Here is an 18,082-nt window from a genome sequence, read left to right on the forward strand (position 1 = left end):
ATACTATAAACGGACCTCATGGTCCGTTTTTTTACACTTTTTTAACTTCCAAAAATAATGTGATGAGATTCAAATAATTTCGCATTTCATAATTTCTCTGCCTACGCTTACAAAAAAGCGAGGAGAAGACACATGAAATGGATTTTTGCATGCCTGATCAGCACACTGTTTGCCGCCTCATCACCCGTATTGAGCGCAAATAACGGTAGCCGTGCCGACTTAACCCAATTTGATCAACCTCTTTTGCTCGGCGACTGGTACTTGTTAAACCCAAATCCAGAACAATCTAGCGATAACTTTAGAGTGATTAAATTGAGTCTGGCTTCTGACTACCATTTCTCGATTGATATTCAGAAGAAAGACTACAGTGTCGATCACTGGAATGGTGATTATTCTGCGGATGCAAAAACCATCATTTTAGGTCTGGATAGCTCAGAGCCACAAACCTATCAATACGAAAACAATCACCATCTGCTAACACTTAATGGTGTGACTTTTACTAAAGGTTTACCCAACACACTAGCTGGTAATTGGAGTAGTGAGCAAATCAAGGCACTAGAAGGGGAAATTCTCGATCGCAGCCTTATACAACTGACCCTACAACCTGACTTTGTCTTTTCATTCCACATAGTCAATCAATACGGCAATGAAGCAACGCATCGTGGCGTTTACTACACAGAAGGTAATCGGCTGGTTCTCCTGTATGCAGAGGGAGAGCACGATACACGTTACGTACTCGATCAAGATCGACTCACTTTAGAAATTGATGACAGTATGACCGTAGTGATGAACCGCGTTCAATAAACAAGTAAACAGCAAGAGTGGCAGGGAGTTTACAGACAAACTCCCTGTTTTTTTGTGTATAGGGCTTGTTATTCATTCGTTCAGGCCTAAGATCTTGGTTCAATTAAAGCTTTTTACATCTCAAAATACTTAACGCTGTAGCGTTTTTGTCGCAGAACATAAAGTCAAAAGGATTACGACAATGGCTCATACACCTCAAGCCAAATACCGCCTTGATTATCAACCGCCTTCACATACCATCACAGACATCGATTTAGTGTTTGATCTTTATGACAACGCCACTTTGGTCACCGCTGTATCTCAAGTTAAACAGCAGCATGAGAGCAATACCTTAACGCTCGATGGTGAAGCACTCACGCTGAAAGAACTCAAAGTGAATGGTCAAGATTGGCAAGATTACACTTTAGCTGAAACTAGTCTTGAAATTCGTGGTCTGCCAAGTGAATTGACTCTCACCGTAGTCACGCAAATCGATCCACAAGCTAATACCGCACTCGAAGGGCTTTACAAGTCCGGTGGCGCATTCTGTACTCAGTGTGAAGCCGAAGGTTTCCGTCGCATCACTTATTATCTGGATCGTCCAGATGTATTAGCGCGCTATACGACAACCGTCATCGCGGATAAAGCTCAATATCCTTATCTACTCAGCAACGGCAACAAGATTGCCCAAGGTGAGTTGGAAGCAGGCCGACACTGGGTTAAATGGAAAGATCCTCATCCAAAACCCGCTTATCTGTTTGCTCTCGTTGCTGGTGATTTTGATGTTCTGCGCGACCAGTACGTCACTCAATCTGGCCGCCAAGTTGCGTTAGAAATTTTCGTCGACAAAGGTAATTTGGATCGTGCTAATCACGCGATGACATCATTGATCAACTCCATGCGCTGGGACGAACAACGCTTTGGGCTTGAATATGACCTTGACATTTACATGATTGTCGCTGTCGATTTCTTCAATATGGGCGCCATGGAAAACAAAGGGTTGAACATTTTCAACTCAAAATTCGTACTGGCTAATGAGAAAACAGCAACCGATACCGACTACCTTGGCATTGAAGCTGTAATTGGCCACGAATATTTCCACAACTGGACAGGCAACCGCGTAACTTGCCGAGATTGGTTCCAATTGAGCTTGAAAGAGGGCTTAACGGTATTCCGCGATCAGGAATTCTCCTCTGATCTGGGTTCACGTGCCGTAAACCGTATTGGTAACGTGCGCATTATTCGTGGCCCGCAGTTTGCGGAAGATGCAAGTCCAATGTCACACCCAATCCGTCCGGATAAAGTGATTGAAATGAATAACTTCTACACCCTGACCGTATACGAAAAGGGTAGCGAAGTGATCCGTATGATGCACACTTTGCTTGGCGAAGAGAATTTCCAACGCGGTATGAAGCTTTACTTTGAGCGCCATGATGGAACAGCAGCAACATGCGAAGATTTCGTTGCAGCAATGGAAGGTGCTTCAGGTATCGACTTACAACAGTTCCGTCTTTGGTACAGTCAATCTGGCACACCAACTCTAAAAGTGAAGAGTGAGTACGATGCAACCAGTAAAACCTATGAGTTGACGGTAGAGCAAAGCACCGAACCGACTCATGAGCAGAAAGAGAAACAGCCACTGCATATCCCGTTTGATATTGAGCTTTATGCACCAAACGGTGATGTCATTCCGCTACAGTGTAACGGAAAGGCTATTTCTAATGTGCTTGATGTAAAACAAGCTAAGCAAACTTTCCGCTTTGAAAATGTAGCGCAACAGCCAATTCCTTCATTGCTACGTGAGTTTTCTGCTCCAGTCAAACTGGAATACGCCTACAGTGATGAAGAACTGATCTTTTTGATGGTTCACGCTCGTAACGAGTTTGCACGTTGGGATGCAGGGCAAATGTTGCTTGCAAAATACATTCGTACCAACGTTGAGCGAGTACAGCAAGGCAAGCCTGTAGAACTGGCAGAAGCAGTAGTAGATGCTTTCCGTGGTGTATTGCTCAGTGACAACTTGGAAGCCGAATTTGTTGCAGAAATGCTTTCTCTACCAAGCCATAACGAAGTGTCTGGCTGGTATAAGCGCGTTGATGTTGATGCCATTGCCCAAGTACTGAAGTCAATGAAAACCATTTTGGCTAGCGAACTTGAAGATGAACTCAGCGCAACGTATCACACACTAAAACAAGACGCTTATTCCATTGAGCATGCGGCGATCGGTCAACGCACTCTACGTAATGTTTGTTTAGGCTATCTTGCATATACAGAGCAAGGTAACCAGTTGGTGCAAAAACAGTATGCGCAAGCCAACAACATGACGGACACCATTGCAGCGATGACTGCCGCTAACCAAGCTCAGTTAGCGTGTCGTGAAGCCTTGATGCAAGATTACAGCGACAAGTGGAAACACGATGGTTTAGTGATGGATAAATGGTTTACTCTGCAAGGTTCAAACCCATCACCACAAGTGTTGAACGTGATCCAACAAGCGATGCAGCATGAAGCGTTTAGTTTGAAAAACCCAAACCGTACTCGCAGCTTAATTGGCGCATTCTTGAATGCAAACCCAGTCAATTTCCATGCGAAAACAGGTGAGGGTTATCGCTTTGCTGGGCAAATTCTGCGTGAGCTCAACAGCAGTAACCCGCAAGTAGCATCACGCTTGATCGATCCACTGCTCAAGTTCCGTCTCTACGATGAACAGCGCCAAGCCCTGATCAAACAAGAGCTGGAACAATTGAAAGCAATGGAAAATCTCGCGCGTGATTTGTTTGAAAAAGTGAGCAAAGCACTCGAAGCATAATCGGTTAAGAAAGGTGAACCAGGTGGCACTTTGTGCCACCTGATACAGGCATGAACTACTATTTTTTTTCTCTCAACATCTCTTATCAAACCTTCGTGGCTCATTACTCAGGAGCTGCCAGCAGCGTTATGGTGACAACAGAGCAGGGGTTAAAGTTACAACTTCCTGCAACGCGTTTGCGGCCATTTTTAAGCCAAATTGGAGTAAAAGGTCGATTTCGGTTAACAACTGACCAGAGTAATCGTTTCGTTAAGTTAGAAGTTCTGTAAAAGCATTAATTTGTAGTGGTTTAAACAGGTACCTTAGTCACATTCTCACACTTTCATTCCACAGCAACCCCAAAACAATTAACTATTTATCAATAAAACTCTTACAATAAGCCCTGCATTACCAATAGTAAGCGCTATGCTTACTGCACACCCCCTACAAAAATAAGAATCAAATTCTGGAGTCGACCATGACTGCGCGTGAAACTTTGATGCCAGTTTTGCTTGAAAAAGTGTATCAACTGATTCAAGACAAACTAGAGCTTGCTCAACAACCCTTAGTCACTCAACTTGGACAACACCTGTTCAGCAATATTTCGCAAGACGACCTACTCGAACGTAACGAGTCCGATCTTTATGGTGCAGTGCTTAGCTTATGGCACCACATTAATGAAAAGAAAGCGGACGAACGCTCAGTTCGAGTGTTTAACCCAACGGTCAGTCGCCAAGGTTGGCAATCGACTCATACCATTGTTGAAATTGTTCTGCCAGATAGCCCATTTTTGGTCGATTCGATCAAAATGGCATTAAGTCGCCTAGGATTGGCTTCTCATTTAATGCTCAATGGGCCGGCATACATTGAACGTCATGAAGACGGTTCAGTGAAAAGCATCAACCAGGGAGAAGGGCAACTCATTTCCATGTTCCACATTGAAGTGGATCGCTTAAGCAGCAAGGAAGAGATGACACAGCTTAAAGACGAGCTACTCGATATCCTGCAAGACACTGCTTTGGTCGTGAAAGACTGGAAACCTATGTCTAGCAAGCTTGAGCATGTGATCAAACAATTGGAAACAGAACAAAAACAGATTCCGATTGAAGCAGAACGCTTACATGAAACCATTCAATTCTTACGCTGGCTTGGTAACCATAACTTTACTTTTATGGGTTACAAAGAGTTCGACTTGGTAGAAAAGAATGGCGATACAGAACTGACTCCGACCAAAGAAGCAGGTTTAGGTTTATTCTCAGAACATGAGCGTGTGCGCAGTGTAAAACTCTCTCAATTCCCAGACTCTGCTCGACTCGAAGCGAAAAAACCATTCTTACTGATCCTCACCAAAGGCAATAAACAGTCCCGCATTCACCGCCCGGCATATACCGACTACATCGGTATTAAGAAATTTGATGCGAAAGGCAAAGTGATTGGTGAGCATCGCTTCACTGGTTTGTACACCTCTGCCGTGTATAACCAAAGCGTGGAAAGCATCCCGCTTATTCGCGAAAAAGTAGGCCGCATCTTAGCCGCAAGTGGTTACCGCCAAGGTTCTTATGCTTATAAAGCACTACACAATATTCTGGAAAACTACCCACGCGATGAACTACTGCAAGCGCGTGAAGAAGAGCTGCTTGAAGTAGGGATGGGTGTAGTGCAGATGCAAGATCGCGATCTGCTACGCCTGTTTGTGCGTAAAGACCCGTTCGGACGTTTCTTTAGCTGCATGGTTTATGTGACCAAAGAACGTTATAACACTGAGCTTCGCCGCAAAACGCAACAAGTGTTTAAACACTATTTTGGTTGTGAGCAAGATGTTGAATTCACAACCTATTTCTCAGAAAGCCCACTGGCTAGAACTCACTACATCGTTCGTGTAGACAATAACAACATCAATGTTGATGTGAAAAAAATAGAGCAGAACTTAATGGAAGCCTCAACCACGTGGGACGATCGTCTCGCTGAAGCCATCGTCGCGAATTTCGGTGAGAGCCGTGGATTACCGCTCTCGAAAGAATATCAACGTGCTTTCCCACGTTCTTATAAAGAAGAAGTGATGCCAGGCTCAGCGCTGGCTGATATTGAACATCTCGAAGCTTTGGATGAAAACAATAAGCTTGGCATGTTGTTCTACCGCCTTCAGGAAACCGCTAAAGATTCCAAAGCTGTACGCTTAAAGCTCTACCACAAAGATGAGCCTATCCATTTGTCAGATGTGATGCCAATGCTAGAAAACCTTGGCCTGCGTGTGATTGGTGAATCGCCTTTCGAGGTGGTGAAAGCCAATGGACAAGTGTATTGGATCCTCGATTTCTCCATGCTGCATAAGAGCGATAAGCAGGTTGATCTTCGTGAGGCTCGTGACCGATTCCAGCAAGCTTTTGCTGCGATTTGGGCAGGTGAGCTAGAGAGTGATGGTTTTAACCGTTTGATTTTAGGCGCATCGCTTTCAGGACGTGAAGTATCTATCCTGCGCGCTTACGCACGTTATATGCGCCAAGTGGGCTTCCCATTTAGCCAACACTATATTGAAGATACACTCAGTCACCATCCTGATCTTGCCAAAGGACTGGTCGATCTATTCGTACATCGCTTTGATCCTAAACACAAAGGTAGTGAAAAAGGCCAAGCCGAACTGATCAAATTGCTCACCGAGCAGTTAGATCAAGTGGAAAGCCTTGATGATGACCGGATCATCCGTCGCTACATGGAAATGATCAATGCGACTTTACGTACCAACTATTACCAACTGGATGAAAACAAACAGCCGAAACCTTGGCTATCACTCAAAATGAAACCGAGTGAAATCCCAGAGATTCCAGCTCCTGTACCGGCTTTTGAAATCTTCGTTTATGCGCCAGATATCGAAGGTGTGCATTTGCGCGGTGGTAAAGTTGCTCGTGGTGGCTTGCGCTGGTCTGATCGCCAAGAAGACTTCCGTACCGAAATTTTGGGCTTGGTAAAAGCACAACAAGTGAAGAATACCGTTATCGTTCCTGTTGGTGCGAAAGGTGGCTTTGTTTGTAAGAAACAGTATCTATATACCACACGAGACGAGATCTTTGCTGAAGGTCAACGCTGCTACAAACGCTTCATCCGCGCGTTACTCGATGTAACAGATAACATCCTTGAAGGGCAGGTTGTACCGCCGAAAAATGTGGTTCGTCACGATGAAGATGATCCGTATTTGGTTGTTGCAGCAGATAAAGGCACTGCAACCTTCTCTGACTTAGCTAACTCCGTTTCAGCCGAATACCAATTCTGGTTGGGTGATGCGTTTGCTTCTGGTGGCTCTAATGGTTATGACCACAAAGCCATGGGTATCACAGCCAAAGGCGGCTGGGAATCAGTGAAACGTCATTTCCGTGAGATTGGCATTGATTGCCAAACGACCGACTTTACCGCAATTGGCATCGGCGATATGGCGGGGGACGTCTTTGGTAATGGTATGTTATTGTCGCAACACATTCGCCTACTAGCGGCCTTTAACCATATCCATATTTTCATTGACCCAACGCCAGATTCAGCCAGTAGTTGGGAAGAGCGTAACCGTTTGTTCAATCTACCTCGTTCCAGTTGGGAAGATTACAATCCTAAGCTCATTTCCAAAGGTGGCGGCGTCTTTTCACGTAAGGCAAAAGCCATCACGCTGACACCTGAAATACAGAAAATGCTCAACACCAAGAAGGCATCTCTGGCTCCAAACGAGCTGATCAAGATGATCCTTAAAATGGAAGTTGATCTCCTCTGGAATGGCGGTATCGGTACCTACGTGAAATCGTCAATCGAAACCCATACTGATGTGGGAGATCGTGCAAACGATGGTTTACGTGTTGATGGACGTGAGCTGAATGCCAAGATTATCGGCGAAGGTGGCAACTTAGGTATGACCCAGCGTGGGCGTATTGAATTTGCGCTCAAGGGTGGCCGAGTCAACACCGACTTCGTGGATAACGTAGGCGGCGTGGATTGCTCAGATAACGAAGTCAACATCAAGATCTTCCTCAATGGCTTAGTCGCCAATGGTGATTTAACGCTGAAACAGCGCAACCAAATTCTTGAATCGATGAAAGATGAAGTCGGAAGCATTGTTATTGAAGATGCTTACGGCCAGTCTGAATCAATTTCCGTCACGGAAGCGCAGGGCGTTTCTCTGATGAAAGAGCAAATCCGCTTTATCCATCATATGGAGAAAAACGGATATCTGGATCGCGCATTGGAATATATTCCTGATGATGAAACTCTGCTTGAGCGTGAAAGACAGGGCATGGGTTTAACTCGTCCTGAGCTTTCTGTACTGATGGCTTACGGCAAGATGGCTCTGAAAGAAGAGCTCGCCAACGAAGAGATTGCGCAAGATGAATTCCATGCAAAACAGTTGGTTAATTACTTTCCAACTGAGTTACGCGGTCACTACTCTAAGCAGATGACCAATCATCCGCTACGAGTTGAAATCATTGCGACAGCTCTGGCAAACCAGATGGTCAATGAAATGGGCTGCAACTTCGTTACTCGTTTGCAAGAAGAAACGGGCTCAAGCGTGGTTGATATTGCAAACGCCTATGCTGCAGCACGCGAAATTTATGGCCTTGGTACAGTGCTGGAAAAGGTACGCCAATTGGACAACATCGCGCAAAGTAGCGCTCAGTATGATGTGATGTTCCTCGTGCGTCGCACGTTACGCCGCCTCACTCGTTGGTTACTACGAAACCGTACTGGTAAACCATGCGTAATGAGTATGGTGGAGCGCTATCAAGGTGATGTTAAAGCCATTACTGAACAGCTTGATCATGTTTTGGTGAAAGAGGAGATTGCGGAGCATCAACTGATGGCCGAGGCATGGATAGAGAAGGGTGTCGAGAAAGAATTGGCTCACTATGTAGCTCGTCTCTCTAGCCTCTATTCAGCACTTGATATCTCTAGCGTTGCCAAAGAGAAAAACACTGAAGTAGCTCAAACCGCTAAACTGTACTTCAGCTTAGGGGATCGCTTATCACTGCACTGGTTCTTAAAACAGATTAACCAACAAGCCGTAGACAACCATTGGCAAGCACTCGCAAGAGCCTCTTTCCGTGAGGATCTTGATTGGCAACAGCGTCAGCTGACTGCTCAAGTGCTTGGTGGGAATTTCAATGGCATGCAATTGGATGTAGGGCAGGCTCTTGATAGCTGGTTGGAACGCAATCAAATATCGATTAGCCGTTGGGAGAATATCCTGAACGAATTCAAAGTCGGTACTGTACATGAGTTTGCGAAATTCTCTGTTGCACTAAGAGAGTTGACTTTGCTCAACTTAAATTGCCTAACTGCAGAATAAGCATTGAATTGACCCACGAATGCGTCAATAATAACGCCCCGTTTATTCGGGGCTTTTTTCTTTCGGAGGCATTATGCTTTACCGCTTAGCCAGAGCTGGCTTTTTTCAATTGGATGCTGAAAAAGCACATGATCTAGCCATCTCTAATTTCAAACGTTTTACCGGCACACCTCTCGATCTCTTCTACCGTCAACATCTTCCTCATCGTCCAGTTCAATGCATGGGTTTAACCTTCAAAAACCCAGTAGGTTTAGCAGCAGGACTCGACAAAAATGGCGAATGTATCGAAGCGTTTGGCGCTATGGGTTTTGGTTTCATTGAAGTAGGAACGGTAACGCCAAGACCACAAGCAGGCAATGACAAACCACGTCTGTTCCGCTTAGTACACGCTGAAGGCATCATCAACCGTATGGGTTTCAATAACCTTGGTGTTGATCACTTGGTCGAGAATGTCAAACGCGCTAAATACGATGGGATCCTCGGGATCAACATTGGTAAAAACAAAGATACTCCGATCGAGAAAGGGGCAGAGGACTATTTGATCTGTATGGACAAAGTCTACCCTTATGCTGGTTACATTGCGGTGAACATCTCTTCACCTAACACGCCGGGGCTTCGTTCACTGCAATATGGTGAAGCACTTGATGAGTTGCTCTCCGCTCTGAAAACACGTCAAGCAGAATTGGCAGCTAAGCATGATAAATATGTGCCACTTGCACTAAAAATTGCCCCAGATTTAAGTGACGACGAAATTAAGCAGATTTGTCAGTCTCTACTAAAAAACAAGATCGATGGGGTGATTGCGACCAACACCACTTTGGATCGTTCATTAGTAGAAGGAATGAAGTTTGCTGATGAAACCGGCGGTCTCAGTGGACGTCCACTACAAACTCGCAGTACTGAAGTGATCAAGAGCCTATATAAAGAACTTGGAGACGAAGTTCCTATCATCGGTGTCGGTGGCGTTGATTCTTACATCTCCGCAAAAGAAAAACTGATGGCAGGAGCCAAACTGGTTCAGGTATACAGCGGTTTTATTTATCAAGGCCCACGTCTAGTAGCAGATATTGTGAAAAATCTCTAATTTCTTGAAAGCTACGAGCTGAATTACAGAGGAAATGCTTTATGCATTTCCTCTTTTTTTTTCTCAGCGCCCTCATAAAATTACCGATATTCATAGGCAAAGGTAATTTAAGCGTTTTACCTAGTCCCCAAATATATCGTTGAGAGTGGAACAATGCTTAAACCAAGTGACAAATGGAGTTGGTACTACTCAGATAGCGAAGGTTATCTGATGCTCAACCTTGGTGACGATATGTTATTTCGCACAAACCTCAGCCGTAATCTCTTAGTCGATTGCGCGTTTGTCGAAAACCACTTTACCGTCGATGATGCTTCCGATTTTCAGCTGTATAAAGAACGTATTGCTTGTTTACCATTAAGTGAACCTCGCAAAGCTGAGCTGGCGCTTTACTGTATTGCCGCTAAACGATTCCATAAACCAGTACAACCTAAAAGTTGGTTTTTTGAATCGCAAGGCGTTGGTCATGCACCAGAACAAGGGGATCTCGTCAGCTTACGTAACGCTCTCAATGACGGTGTTTTTATCGCATTGGAAGTGGGGGAGAATGCTACTCTTTGCGCCTATACCGATCTCGTTCCTTTTGCATTAAATGACAGCAAAACGTTGGAATTTGGCCAAGTGATTAAAGTGATGCATGACAGAATGTCTGATGCCAATACGCTTTTCTTCACACAGCAGATGGCCATGGTCGGCTAGTTTTCTTTTTAATATTCGTTCCTTTCCTATTTCGTTCCTTCATTTCTTATCGGCGTAAGCCGATTTTTTTTACCTTTCATTTAAGTTGACCTAGCTCACATTGTGAACTTGGTACAAATTTTAGACATTCTTTTCAGCATAGTTAATGACCCAATTCTCATTTCAAACTGGAAATTTCCATTAAAAATTCCCTTTTTTAGGTCTTTTGTAACTTATTTACAGTGTAAAAACCCATCTGGTATAGTCCAATTTAGTGGTGCATAAGTAGTCACTTCAAGGCAGGGAGCCTTAAATATCAGTTGCTAGAGAAGGAGTGTGCGCACACTGACCAAAATGATCAGGAGTGAAGTAGCTTCAGCGAAAAACAGAGATTTTTTGGCTTGTAGGTGAGTTAGCTTTAGGTATGGTTCACATTGTCAGTTATAATCTGAGACCATTTTTATCAGCAAAAGAACACTATGAATCAGTATCTAGCGGTGACGTCTAACGGCCTTGAGAATCTATTAGTTGAAGAATTAACCCAACTGGGTATCAGCGATGCAAAACCCGTTCAGGCCGGGGTTAAATTTAAAGCAACCAATGAGCAGATCTATCGCTGCTGTCTTTGGAGCCGTCTCGCATCAAGATTTGTTCGTATTGTGGCTGAATTTAAGTGCCAGAATGATTTAGATCTTTACCTATCAACGACCTCCGTTAACTGGGTAAACCATTTCCACAGTTCCAAGAAGTTGGTTGTTGATTTCAATGGTACTAACCGAGAAATTCGTAACAGCCAATATGGTGCGATGAAGGTAAAAGACGCCATTGTCGACTGCTTTACCAAGAAAAACCTACCTCGTCCTTCGATCAGTAAAGATCTTGCGGATCTTCATATTCACGTACGTTTGCACAAAGAAACTGCCTTGCTTGGTATCGATATGGTAGGTTCAGGCCTGCATGCTCGTGGCTATCGTACTGAATCAGGCAAAGCGCCACTAAGAGAAACATTAGCCGCAGCAATTATTCTGCGCAGCGGTTGGGATGCAACCAAGCCGTTGCTAGATCCTATGTGTGGTTCTGGTACGTTGCTGATTGAAGCTGCGATGATGGCTGCAAACATCGCTCCTGGATTACAACGCAAGAAGTGGGGCTTTGAGTCATTAGAAGATTTTGAGCCAGAGCTATGGGCGAGTGTAAAATCTGAAGCGAGCGTGCAAGGCAAACGTGGCGCCAAGAAAGTTGAAACGCATTTTTACGGTGTGGACAACGACAGCCGAGTGCTACAGACAGCAAAAGATAACGCACGTCGTGCTGGTGTAGAGGAGTTGATCACCTTTACTTTAGGTGATGCCGCGAAAGTGAAACGTCCAGAGAACTTTGCTGAAGGTATTGTGATTTGTAACCCACCCTATGGTGAGCGTTTAGGCACTCATCCCGGCTTGATTGCTCTTTACACGGCATTCGGTGCACAGCTCAAAGCGGAATTTGGCGGCTGCAAAGCCTCTATTTTCTCTAGTTCTGATGAATTGCTCAGCTGTTTACGCATGCGGGCTGACAAACAGTTCAAACTCAACAATGGTGCGTTACCTTGTCACCAAAAAAACTACACTATTTCGGTACGTGAAAACACTACAACCAATGAGGGTACTCAGGAAACACTGGTTGCCCCAGACTTTGCTAACCGTTTGAAGAAAAACTTCAACAAGATTGGCAAATGGGCCAAACGCGAAGGGCTAGATTGCTTCCGCCTCTATGATGCTGATCTACCTGAATACAATGTTGCGATAGATGTCTATCAAGATCATCTGATGATTCAAGAATACGCGGCACCGAAAGATATTCCTGAAGAAAAAGCGAAGCGTCGTTTGACCGATATTATCCGTGCGGCTATCCAAGTCCTAGATGTAGATGCAAACAATGTCGTACTTAAAGTCCGTGAAAGACAAAAGGGTACTTCACAGTACGAGAAATTAGGACAACAAGCACAAACCATGCAGATTAATGAGTATGGTGTGAAGCTAATCGTCAACCTATACGATTATCTCGATACCGGTTTGTTCCTTGACCACAAAATTACTCGCCGCCGTTTAGGCCAAATGGCTAAAGGCAAAGATTTTCTCAATCTGTTCTCATATACAGGTTCTGCAACGGTTCATGCTGCTTGTGGCGGGGCAAAATCAACAACTACGGTTGATATGTCAAAAACCTATCTTGAGTGGGCGAAAGAAAACATGCAGCTCAATGGGCAAGTTGGTCGTCAGCACCAATATATTCAAGCTGACTGTTTACAGTGGCTTGCCAATGCACAAGGTCAGTACGATCTCATCTTTATTGATCCACCGACTTTCTCAAACTCCAAGCGTATGGAGCAGACATTTGATGTTCAACGTGACCACGTCACTTTAATGACCAATCTCAAGCGTTTGCTGCGCCCTGAAGGCACGATTGTGTTTTCTAACAACAAGCGTCATTTCAAGATGGACTTGGAAGCATTACAAACTTTGGAGCTTAATGCGCAGAATATCTCACATCAAACCTTGCCGATGGATTTTGAACGCAACAAACAGATCCACAACTGCTGGTTGATCACCCATCAAAGCTAGGATAGTCAATGATAACCTTGTATAGCACTGAAGGATGCCATCTCTGTGAGATGGCATATGCATTACTGGATAAAGTAGGGCTTAGCAAACAACTCAACGTAGTTGATATCGCATTTGATGACCAGCTATTTTCTCGTTACGCGGTCACTATACCTGTTGTTGCTTACCAAACTAGCGAATTGAATTGGCCTTTTGACTTACAAGAATTAATAGAGTGGTTACAGAACAATGGCATTAATTACCATCCATAACGGATTGTTGGCATTTGGTGATCATCCATTACTGGATAACGCCGATTTTGCGTTGCAAGAAAATGAAAGAGTGTGTCTGGTTGGGCGTAATGGCGCTGGTAAATCAACACTGATGAAAGTGCTCGCGGGTGAGATTCTACTGGACGATGGCAAAATGCAAATTATGCAAGATGTCGTTGTGTCACGTTTAGAGCAAGATCCGCCACGTAACCAAGCTGGAACTGTGTTTGATTATGTATCCGGAGGCCTACAAGGCATTGGTGAGCAACTCAAGATCTACCAAGATCAATTAGATCTCGTTGCAACAGATCCAACAGAATCCAACATCAACAAGCTCGCACACATTCAGGAACAACTTGAGGTTTCCGGAGCTTGGCGTTTTGAAGATCGGATTAAAAACGTACTGGGTTCTCTGAAATTAGATGGCCACACGAAATTGACGGATCTTTCTGGCGGCTGGCAGCGTAAAGCAGCGTTAGCCCGAGCACTTGCGTGTGATCCGGATGTACTACTTCTAGACGAACCGACTAACCATCTTGATGTGACTACTATTGAATGGCTTGAGGGATTCCTGAAAGATTTCCGCGGTTCCATCATTTTCATTTCTCACGACCGTGCTTTCATTAAATCCATGGCGACTCGAATTGTGGATTTAGATCGTGGCAAGCTCAGTTCATTCCCTGGTGATTATGAGAATTACCTGAATGAGAAAGAGGAGATGCTGCGTGTCGAAGAACTGCAGAATGCAGAGTTTGACAAAAAGCTTGCTCAAGAAGAAGTATGGATCCGCCAAGGTATCAAAGCACGAAGAACCCGTAACGAAGGGCGCGTGCGTGCGCTCAAGCGCCTTCGCCAAGAACGTAGTGAACGCCGTGAAGTACAAGGCAAAGTCAATTTGCAAATTGACGACACCAATCGCTCAGGCAAAATTGTTTTTGAAGCTGAAAACCTGCACTACACAATTGGTGGAAAAACGATTGTTGATGGCTTCAGTTTCAATATTATGCGCGGTGATCGTATCGCGTTAATCGGGCCAAATGGCTGCGGTAAAAGTACATTACTCAAAATTCTGCTTGGTGATTTACAAGCGGATAGCGGCAAATTGCATTGCGGCACTAAGCTTGAAGTCGCTTATTTCGATCAATATCGTGAGCTACTTGATCCGGAAAAAACGGTTATCGACAATCTAGCCGATGGAAAACAAGAAGTGATGGTAGGTGGGCGTACTCGCCACGCTTTAAGTTATCTTCAAGATTTTCTGTTTTCACCGAAGCGAGCAAGAACTCCAGTTAAAGCATTATCGGGTGGAGAGAAAAACCGCCTACTGCTTGCGCGTATTTTGCTCAAAGCCAACAATTTATTGGTTCTCGATGAACCAACCAACGATTTAGATATCGAAACTTTGGAACTTTTGGAAGAATTGCTTGCCAATTACCAAGGCACTTTGCTGCTCGTGAGCCATGATCGTGAATTCGTTGATAACACTGTCACTTCAAGCTGGATTTTTGAAGGCGATGGTAAGATTGAAGAATTTGTCGGCGGTTACCACGATGCGCAGCAACAGCGTGCACAAGTTTTACAAAGCAGAGCTGTTGAAAATATCGTCAAAAAAGAAAAAGTGGTTGAGGAGTCTCCCAAATCCGCACCATCGAAAACTAAGCTGAAGAAGTTATCTTATAAACTGCAACGCGAACTCGAAGCTCTTCCTCAAAAGTTAGAAGAGTTGGAAGTTGAGATCGCAGCATTACAGGATCTCGTCAATGGTCCAGACTTTTTCAGTCAGCCTGTCGATAAAACACAACCCATTTTAGACAAGTTAACTGCAACAGAGCAGGAACTCGAAATTGCTTTTGAGCGTTGGGAAGAGCTTGAAGCGATGCAACAGGAAAGTGAATAGAAAACATGAGTCGTATTACTTTTAAACGTTCGATCTTAGCAACTGCAGTGATGCTCGCTACCCAAACAGCTAACGCGGCACTCTACCAAGTAATGGAAGTGACACCGAGTACTGGGCAAAGTTACGGGAGTGCATGGGGTGTAGCGATTCAACCAAGTACTTCGAGTGATAGTTGTTTTACTAACTCAACGGTCGGTGGTGTCAGCTGCCAAAATTTTGCATTAGCAGGTGAAACTCGTATAGAGAAAGCCAGCACTGGCAAAGCAGTTGATGGCTTAAGCTATCGTGATGAAGTGGCTTTTGGAATTGATAATGCCTTCTTATATGTACAAGAACGTGAAGATTTTGAACGCTACTGTTACAGCGAACTTTTGTACTCGACTTGTAATACGTGGGCTGAACCACATTGGAATCGCTGGCAGGCAGAAATCAACGCATCACAAATTCCAAACTCAATCGCTTTTGTAGGTACTGGTGCAACAGGAACTTCTGTTGACGAATCTCGAAACGTAGTAATTAATAGCCTTACTAGCACAGCAGAACCTATTGGTATCAATGTAAAACCCGGAGACGTGACAGTGTATCGTCGCAATTCTGGAGCGATTACCGCCCGCAGCACAGGCACTGCACCAAATTTAACAGCGGGTTTTCTTTATACTCGCGCATGGAAAAATGACGGAAACTACACAGTAGGTAGTGTGTCTCGTCCTTTTAAAAGTGACGAAGGTGATTACTTCTCTTCAAAACCTGCAATTTGGAAAACTGATGGCACGGCAGTTGAACTTAACTGGCCAAGTAATACCGAAAACAAAAGTAACCGACTAGCACAAGGCAGTATGCGTGATGTGATTGAGAGCGGAGGTAAGCTATTCGCAGTCGGTTATAGCACATACGATCCCGACAATAACTACATGCAAGCTTCTGTTTTTCAACTTGATATCCTAGCTAATTTTTCGAATATCGCTAATTGGGCAACCAAGGCTGTTTCTGGTGCCGAAGCCAAAATTGGTGATGACTATATTCACAGTAACTCGGTTGTCACTGATGTGAACAACAATTTGGTTGCTTTGGGTGCCGCGAAACGTGCAGGTAGTCGACCAGAAAATGGGGCAGCAGGAAATCGTCTATTTGTTATAAATGATGTTTCTGCAAGTACACCAACAGCATCATTTTTGACTGGCGGTATTTTCTTTACAGGTGCCGGTGGTAAAGCGGGTTCAATCAATAACTACAATGAAATTGTCGGCCAAGTTGACGCTAATGATACTCGCGAAAACGACGGCAAACCTCGTCGCAAAAGAGGTTTTATTTATCCATACAGTGCAAATGGCAGCGATGTAGGCCGCATGGCCATTTTTGCTAACAAAGCATGGTGGCTGGATGACTTGACCAATGACGGTTCAGTCACAGGTAATAACCAATTCCGTATTATTGACGCAACCGACATTAACGATGCTGGAGTAATCTCTGCTACTGCGCTGAAATGTGCCGGTGGATATGATACGACCGCACACAATTCACTTTGTGGTGGTGGTGATCGTGAGGAAACCGTGGTTGCTGTGAAGCTAATTCCAATTACCAATGCAACAAGTGCTAATATTCAGCCCCGTAGCACTGAAGAGCAAGCCTCTGAACGTAAAGGTGGTAGTTTGGGTTTTGGGTTCTTGGCGGTGCTTGGATTACTAGGGTTCCGTAGAAAATTGTAAATATTGTCAGGAAGGGTACAAGCTCACAGATTTGGGCTTGTGCCTTTTTTATTGCTTGAGAAAGGCGCAGATTTGATCGATTCTTTAATTGTGTGGTCATAAAAGATCCACACAACTTTAATAGTTGTACGTTATACCAAAGTTACCGTATGAGGACAGAACTATGAAGAGACAAAAGCGTGATCGCCTAGAAAGAGCTCAATCGCAAGGATACAAAGCTGGTCTAAACGGCCGATCCCATGATGAATGTCCCTATCAACAAACGGAAGTACGCTCTTATTGGTTAGGTGGTTGGCGTGATGCTAGAAATGACAAACTTTCTGGTCTCTGCAAATAATTTCCCATACAACAAAGCCCGACTCGGGCTCATTAGCAAGGAAAACAGCCCTAAAAGGGCTGTTATTCGTATATAAGGACTCAAAAATGAGTTTAAAACGCTGAAGTATCTTGGAATAGACCGACTTTCAGATCTTTCGCTACGTAGATTTCTTTACCATCTACCAATACGCGCCCATCAGCTAATCCCATTACTAGCTTACGATTCACGACACGCTTCATGTTAATTTCGTAAGTCACTTTTTTAGCTGTCGGCAAAATTTGCCCTGTGAATTTAACTTCACCCACACCAAGAGCACGACCTTTACCTTTACCGCCAACCCAGCCAAGGAAGAAACCAACCAGTTGCCACATAGCATCCAAGCCTAGGCAGCCAGGCATTACTGGATCACCAGGAAAATGGCAATCAAAGAACCACAAATCAGGCGTAATATCGAGCTCAGCTAAGATCAAGCCTTTACCAAATTCTCCCTCAGTTTCTGACATCTTGGTAATGCGATCCATCATCAACATATTAGGAGCAGGGAGTTGAGGATAACCCTCACCAAACAACTTACCTTGGCTTGACGCTAAAAGATCTTCTCTAGTATACGAATCACGTTTGTTCTGCATTATTGATTACTCCATTTTTTGTTGGGT

12 protein-coding genes are annotated in these 18,082 nt (G+C 44.3%); 11 read left to right on the top strand and 1 reads right to left on the bottom strand.

From position 1 onward, the window contains the following. The first annotated feature begins 132 nt into the window (after nt 1-132). The 11 genes from D908_RS15080 (at nt 133) to rmf (ending at nt 17,444) form a co-directional block, all read left to right on the top strand. Nucleotides 133-804 (top strand): hypothetical protein, encoded by a 672-nt coding sequence (locus D908_RS15080; RefSeq protein WP_005522990.1) that lies wholly within the window; start codon nt 133-135, stop codon nt 802-804. Between the two features lie 181 nt (nt 805-985). Further along, a complete protein-coding gene (pepN, locus tag D908_RS15075; protein WP_005522992.1) occupies nt 986-3,592 on the top strand; it encodes an aminopeptidase N in 2,607 nt (868 codons plus the stop codon). Between the two features lie 50 nt (nt 3,593-3,642). Further along, the gene (locus D908_RS15070) at nt 3,643-3,861 is read left to right on the top strand and encodes a DUF2835 domain-containing protein (protein ID WP_005522993.1); all 219 of its coding nucleotides are present in this window, start codon (nt 3,643-3,645) and stop codon (nt 3,859-3,861) included. Between the two features lie 188 nt (nt 3,862-4,049). Then, nucleotides 4,050-8,891, top strand: coding sequence for an NAD-glutamate dehydrogenase (locus D908_RS15065; protein ID WP_005522994.1), 4,842 nt, complete (start codon nt 4,050-4,052; stop codon nt 8,889-8,891). A gap of 73 nt (nt 8,892-8,964) precedes the next feature. After that, on the top strand, nt 8,965-9,975 hold the full coding sequence (pyrD, locus tag D908_RS15060; RefSeq protein WP_005522996.1) for a quinone-dependent dihydroorotate dehydrogenase: 1,011 nt from the start codon (nt 8,965-8,967) through the stop codon (nt 9,973-9,975). A gap of 153 nt (nt 9,976-10,128) precedes the next feature. After that, the gene (locus tag D908_RS15055; RefSeq protein ID WP_000917534.1) at nt 10,129-10,671 is read left to right on the top strand and encodes a cell division protein ZapC; all 543 of its coding nucleotides are present in this window, start codon (nt 10,129-10,131) and stop codon (nt 10,669-10,671) included. Nucleotides 10,672-11,129: 458 nt separating this feature from the next. Further along, the gene (gene rlmKL, locus D908_RS15050) at nt 11,130-13,253 is read left to right on the top strand and encodes a bifunctional 23S rRNA (guanine(2069)-N(7))-methyltransferase RlmK/23S rRNA (guanine(2445)-N(2))-methyltransferase RlmL (RefSeq protein ID WP_005522998.1); all 2,124 of its coding nucleotides are present in this window, start codon (nt 11,130-11,132) and stop codon (nt 13,251-13,253) included. Between the two features lie 8 nt (nt 13,254-13,261). Next, on the top strand, nt 13,262-13,504 hold the full coding sequence (locus tag D908_RS15045) for a glutaredoxin family protein (RefSeq protein WP_005523000.1): 243 nt from the start codon (nt 13,262-13,264) through the stop codon (nt 13,502-13,504). Next, on the top strand, nt 13,482-15,401 hold the full coding sequence (locus tag D908_RS15040; protein ID WP_005523002.1) for an ABC transporter ATP-binding protein: 1,920 nt from the start codon (nt 13,482-13,484) through the stop codon (nt 15,399-15,401). The genes D908_RS15045 and D908_RS15040 overlap by 23 nt, the downstream gene beginning before the upstream one ends. A gap of 5 nt (nt 15,402-15,406) precedes the next feature. After that, on the top strand, nt 15,407-17,107 hold the full coding sequence (locus D908_RS15035) for a DUF3466 family protein (RefSeq protein WP_005523004.1): 1,701 nt from the start codon (nt 15,407-15,409) through the stop codon (nt 17,105-17,107). A 163-nt stretch (nt 17,108-17,270) separates the two neighbouring features. Then, nucleotides 17,271-17,444, top strand: coding sequence for a ribosome modulation factor (rmf, locus tag D908_RS15030; protein WP_001881287.1), 174 nt, complete (start codon nt 17,271-17,273; stop codon nt 17,442-17,444). Between the two features lie 92 nt (nt 17,445-17,536). On the opposite strand, the gene fabA is transcribed toward rmf, so the two are convergent. Continuing rightward, the gene (gene fabA / locus D908_RS15025) at nt 17,537-18,055 is read right to left on the bottom strand and encodes a bifunctional 3-hydroxydecanoyl-ACP dehydratase/trans-2-decenoyl-ACP isomerase (RefSeq protein WP_001180256.1); all 519 of its coding nucleotides are present in this window, start codon (nt 18,053-18,055) and stop codon (nt 17,537-17,539) included. Nucleotides 18,056-18,082 lie beyond the last annotated feature (27 nt).

Origin of the sequence: Vibrio mimicus CAIM 602 (genome assembly GCF_000338875.1) — a bacterium.
Lineage (GTDB): Bacteria > Pseudomonadota > Gammaproteobacteria > Enterobacterales > Vibrionaceae > Vibrio > Vibrio mimicus.

Excerpts from the sequence above, each read along its gene's own strand:
- D908_RS15080 (WP_005522990.1), top strand. The coding sequence starts at position 133 with ATGAAATGGATTTTTGCATGCCTGATCAGCACACTGTTTGCCGCCTCA.
- pepN (WP_005522992.1), top strand. The coding sequence starts at position 986 with ATGGCTCATACACCTCAAGCCAAATACCGCCTTGATTATCAACCGCCT.
- D908_RS15070 (WP_005522993.1), top strand. The coding sequence starts at position 3,643 with ATGAACTACTATTTTTTTTCTCTCAACATCTCTTATCAAACCTTCGTG.
- D908_RS15065 (WP_005522994.1), top strand. The coding sequence starts at position 4,050 with ATGACTGCGCGTGAAACTTTGATGCCAGTTTTGCTTGAAAAAGTGTAT.
- pyrD (WP_005522996.1), top strand. The coding sequence starts at position 8,965 with ATGCTTTACCGCTTAGCCAGAGCTGGCTTTTTTCAATTGGATGCTGAA.
- D908_RS15055 (WP_000917534.1), top strand. The coding sequence starts at position 10,129 with ATGCTTAAACCAAGTGACAAATGGAGTTGGTACTACTCAGATAGCGAA.
- rlmKL (WP_005522998.1), top strand. The coding sequence starts at position 11,130 with ATGAATCAGTATCTAGCGGTGACGTCTAACGGCCTTGAGAATCTATTA.
- D908_RS15045 (WP_005523000.1), top strand. The coding sequence starts at position 13,262 with ATGATAACCTTGTATAGCACTGAAGGATGCCATCTCTGTGAGATGGCA.
- D908_RS15040 (WP_005523002.1), top strand. The coding sequence starts at position 13,482 with ATGGCATTAATTACCATCCATAACGGATTGTTGGCATTTGGTGATCAT.
- D908_RS15035 (WP_005523004.1), top strand. The coding sequence starts at position 15,407 with ATGAGTCGTATTACTTTTAAACGTTCGATCTTAGCAACTGCAGTGATG.
- rmf (WP_001881287.1), top strand. The coding sequence starts at position 17,271 with ATGAAGAGACAAAAGCGTGATCGCCTAGAAAGAGCTCAATCGCAAGGA.
- fabA (WP_001180256.1), bottom strand. The coding sequence starts at position 18,055 with ATGCAGAACAAACGTGATTCGTATACTAGAGAAGATCTTTTAGCGTCA.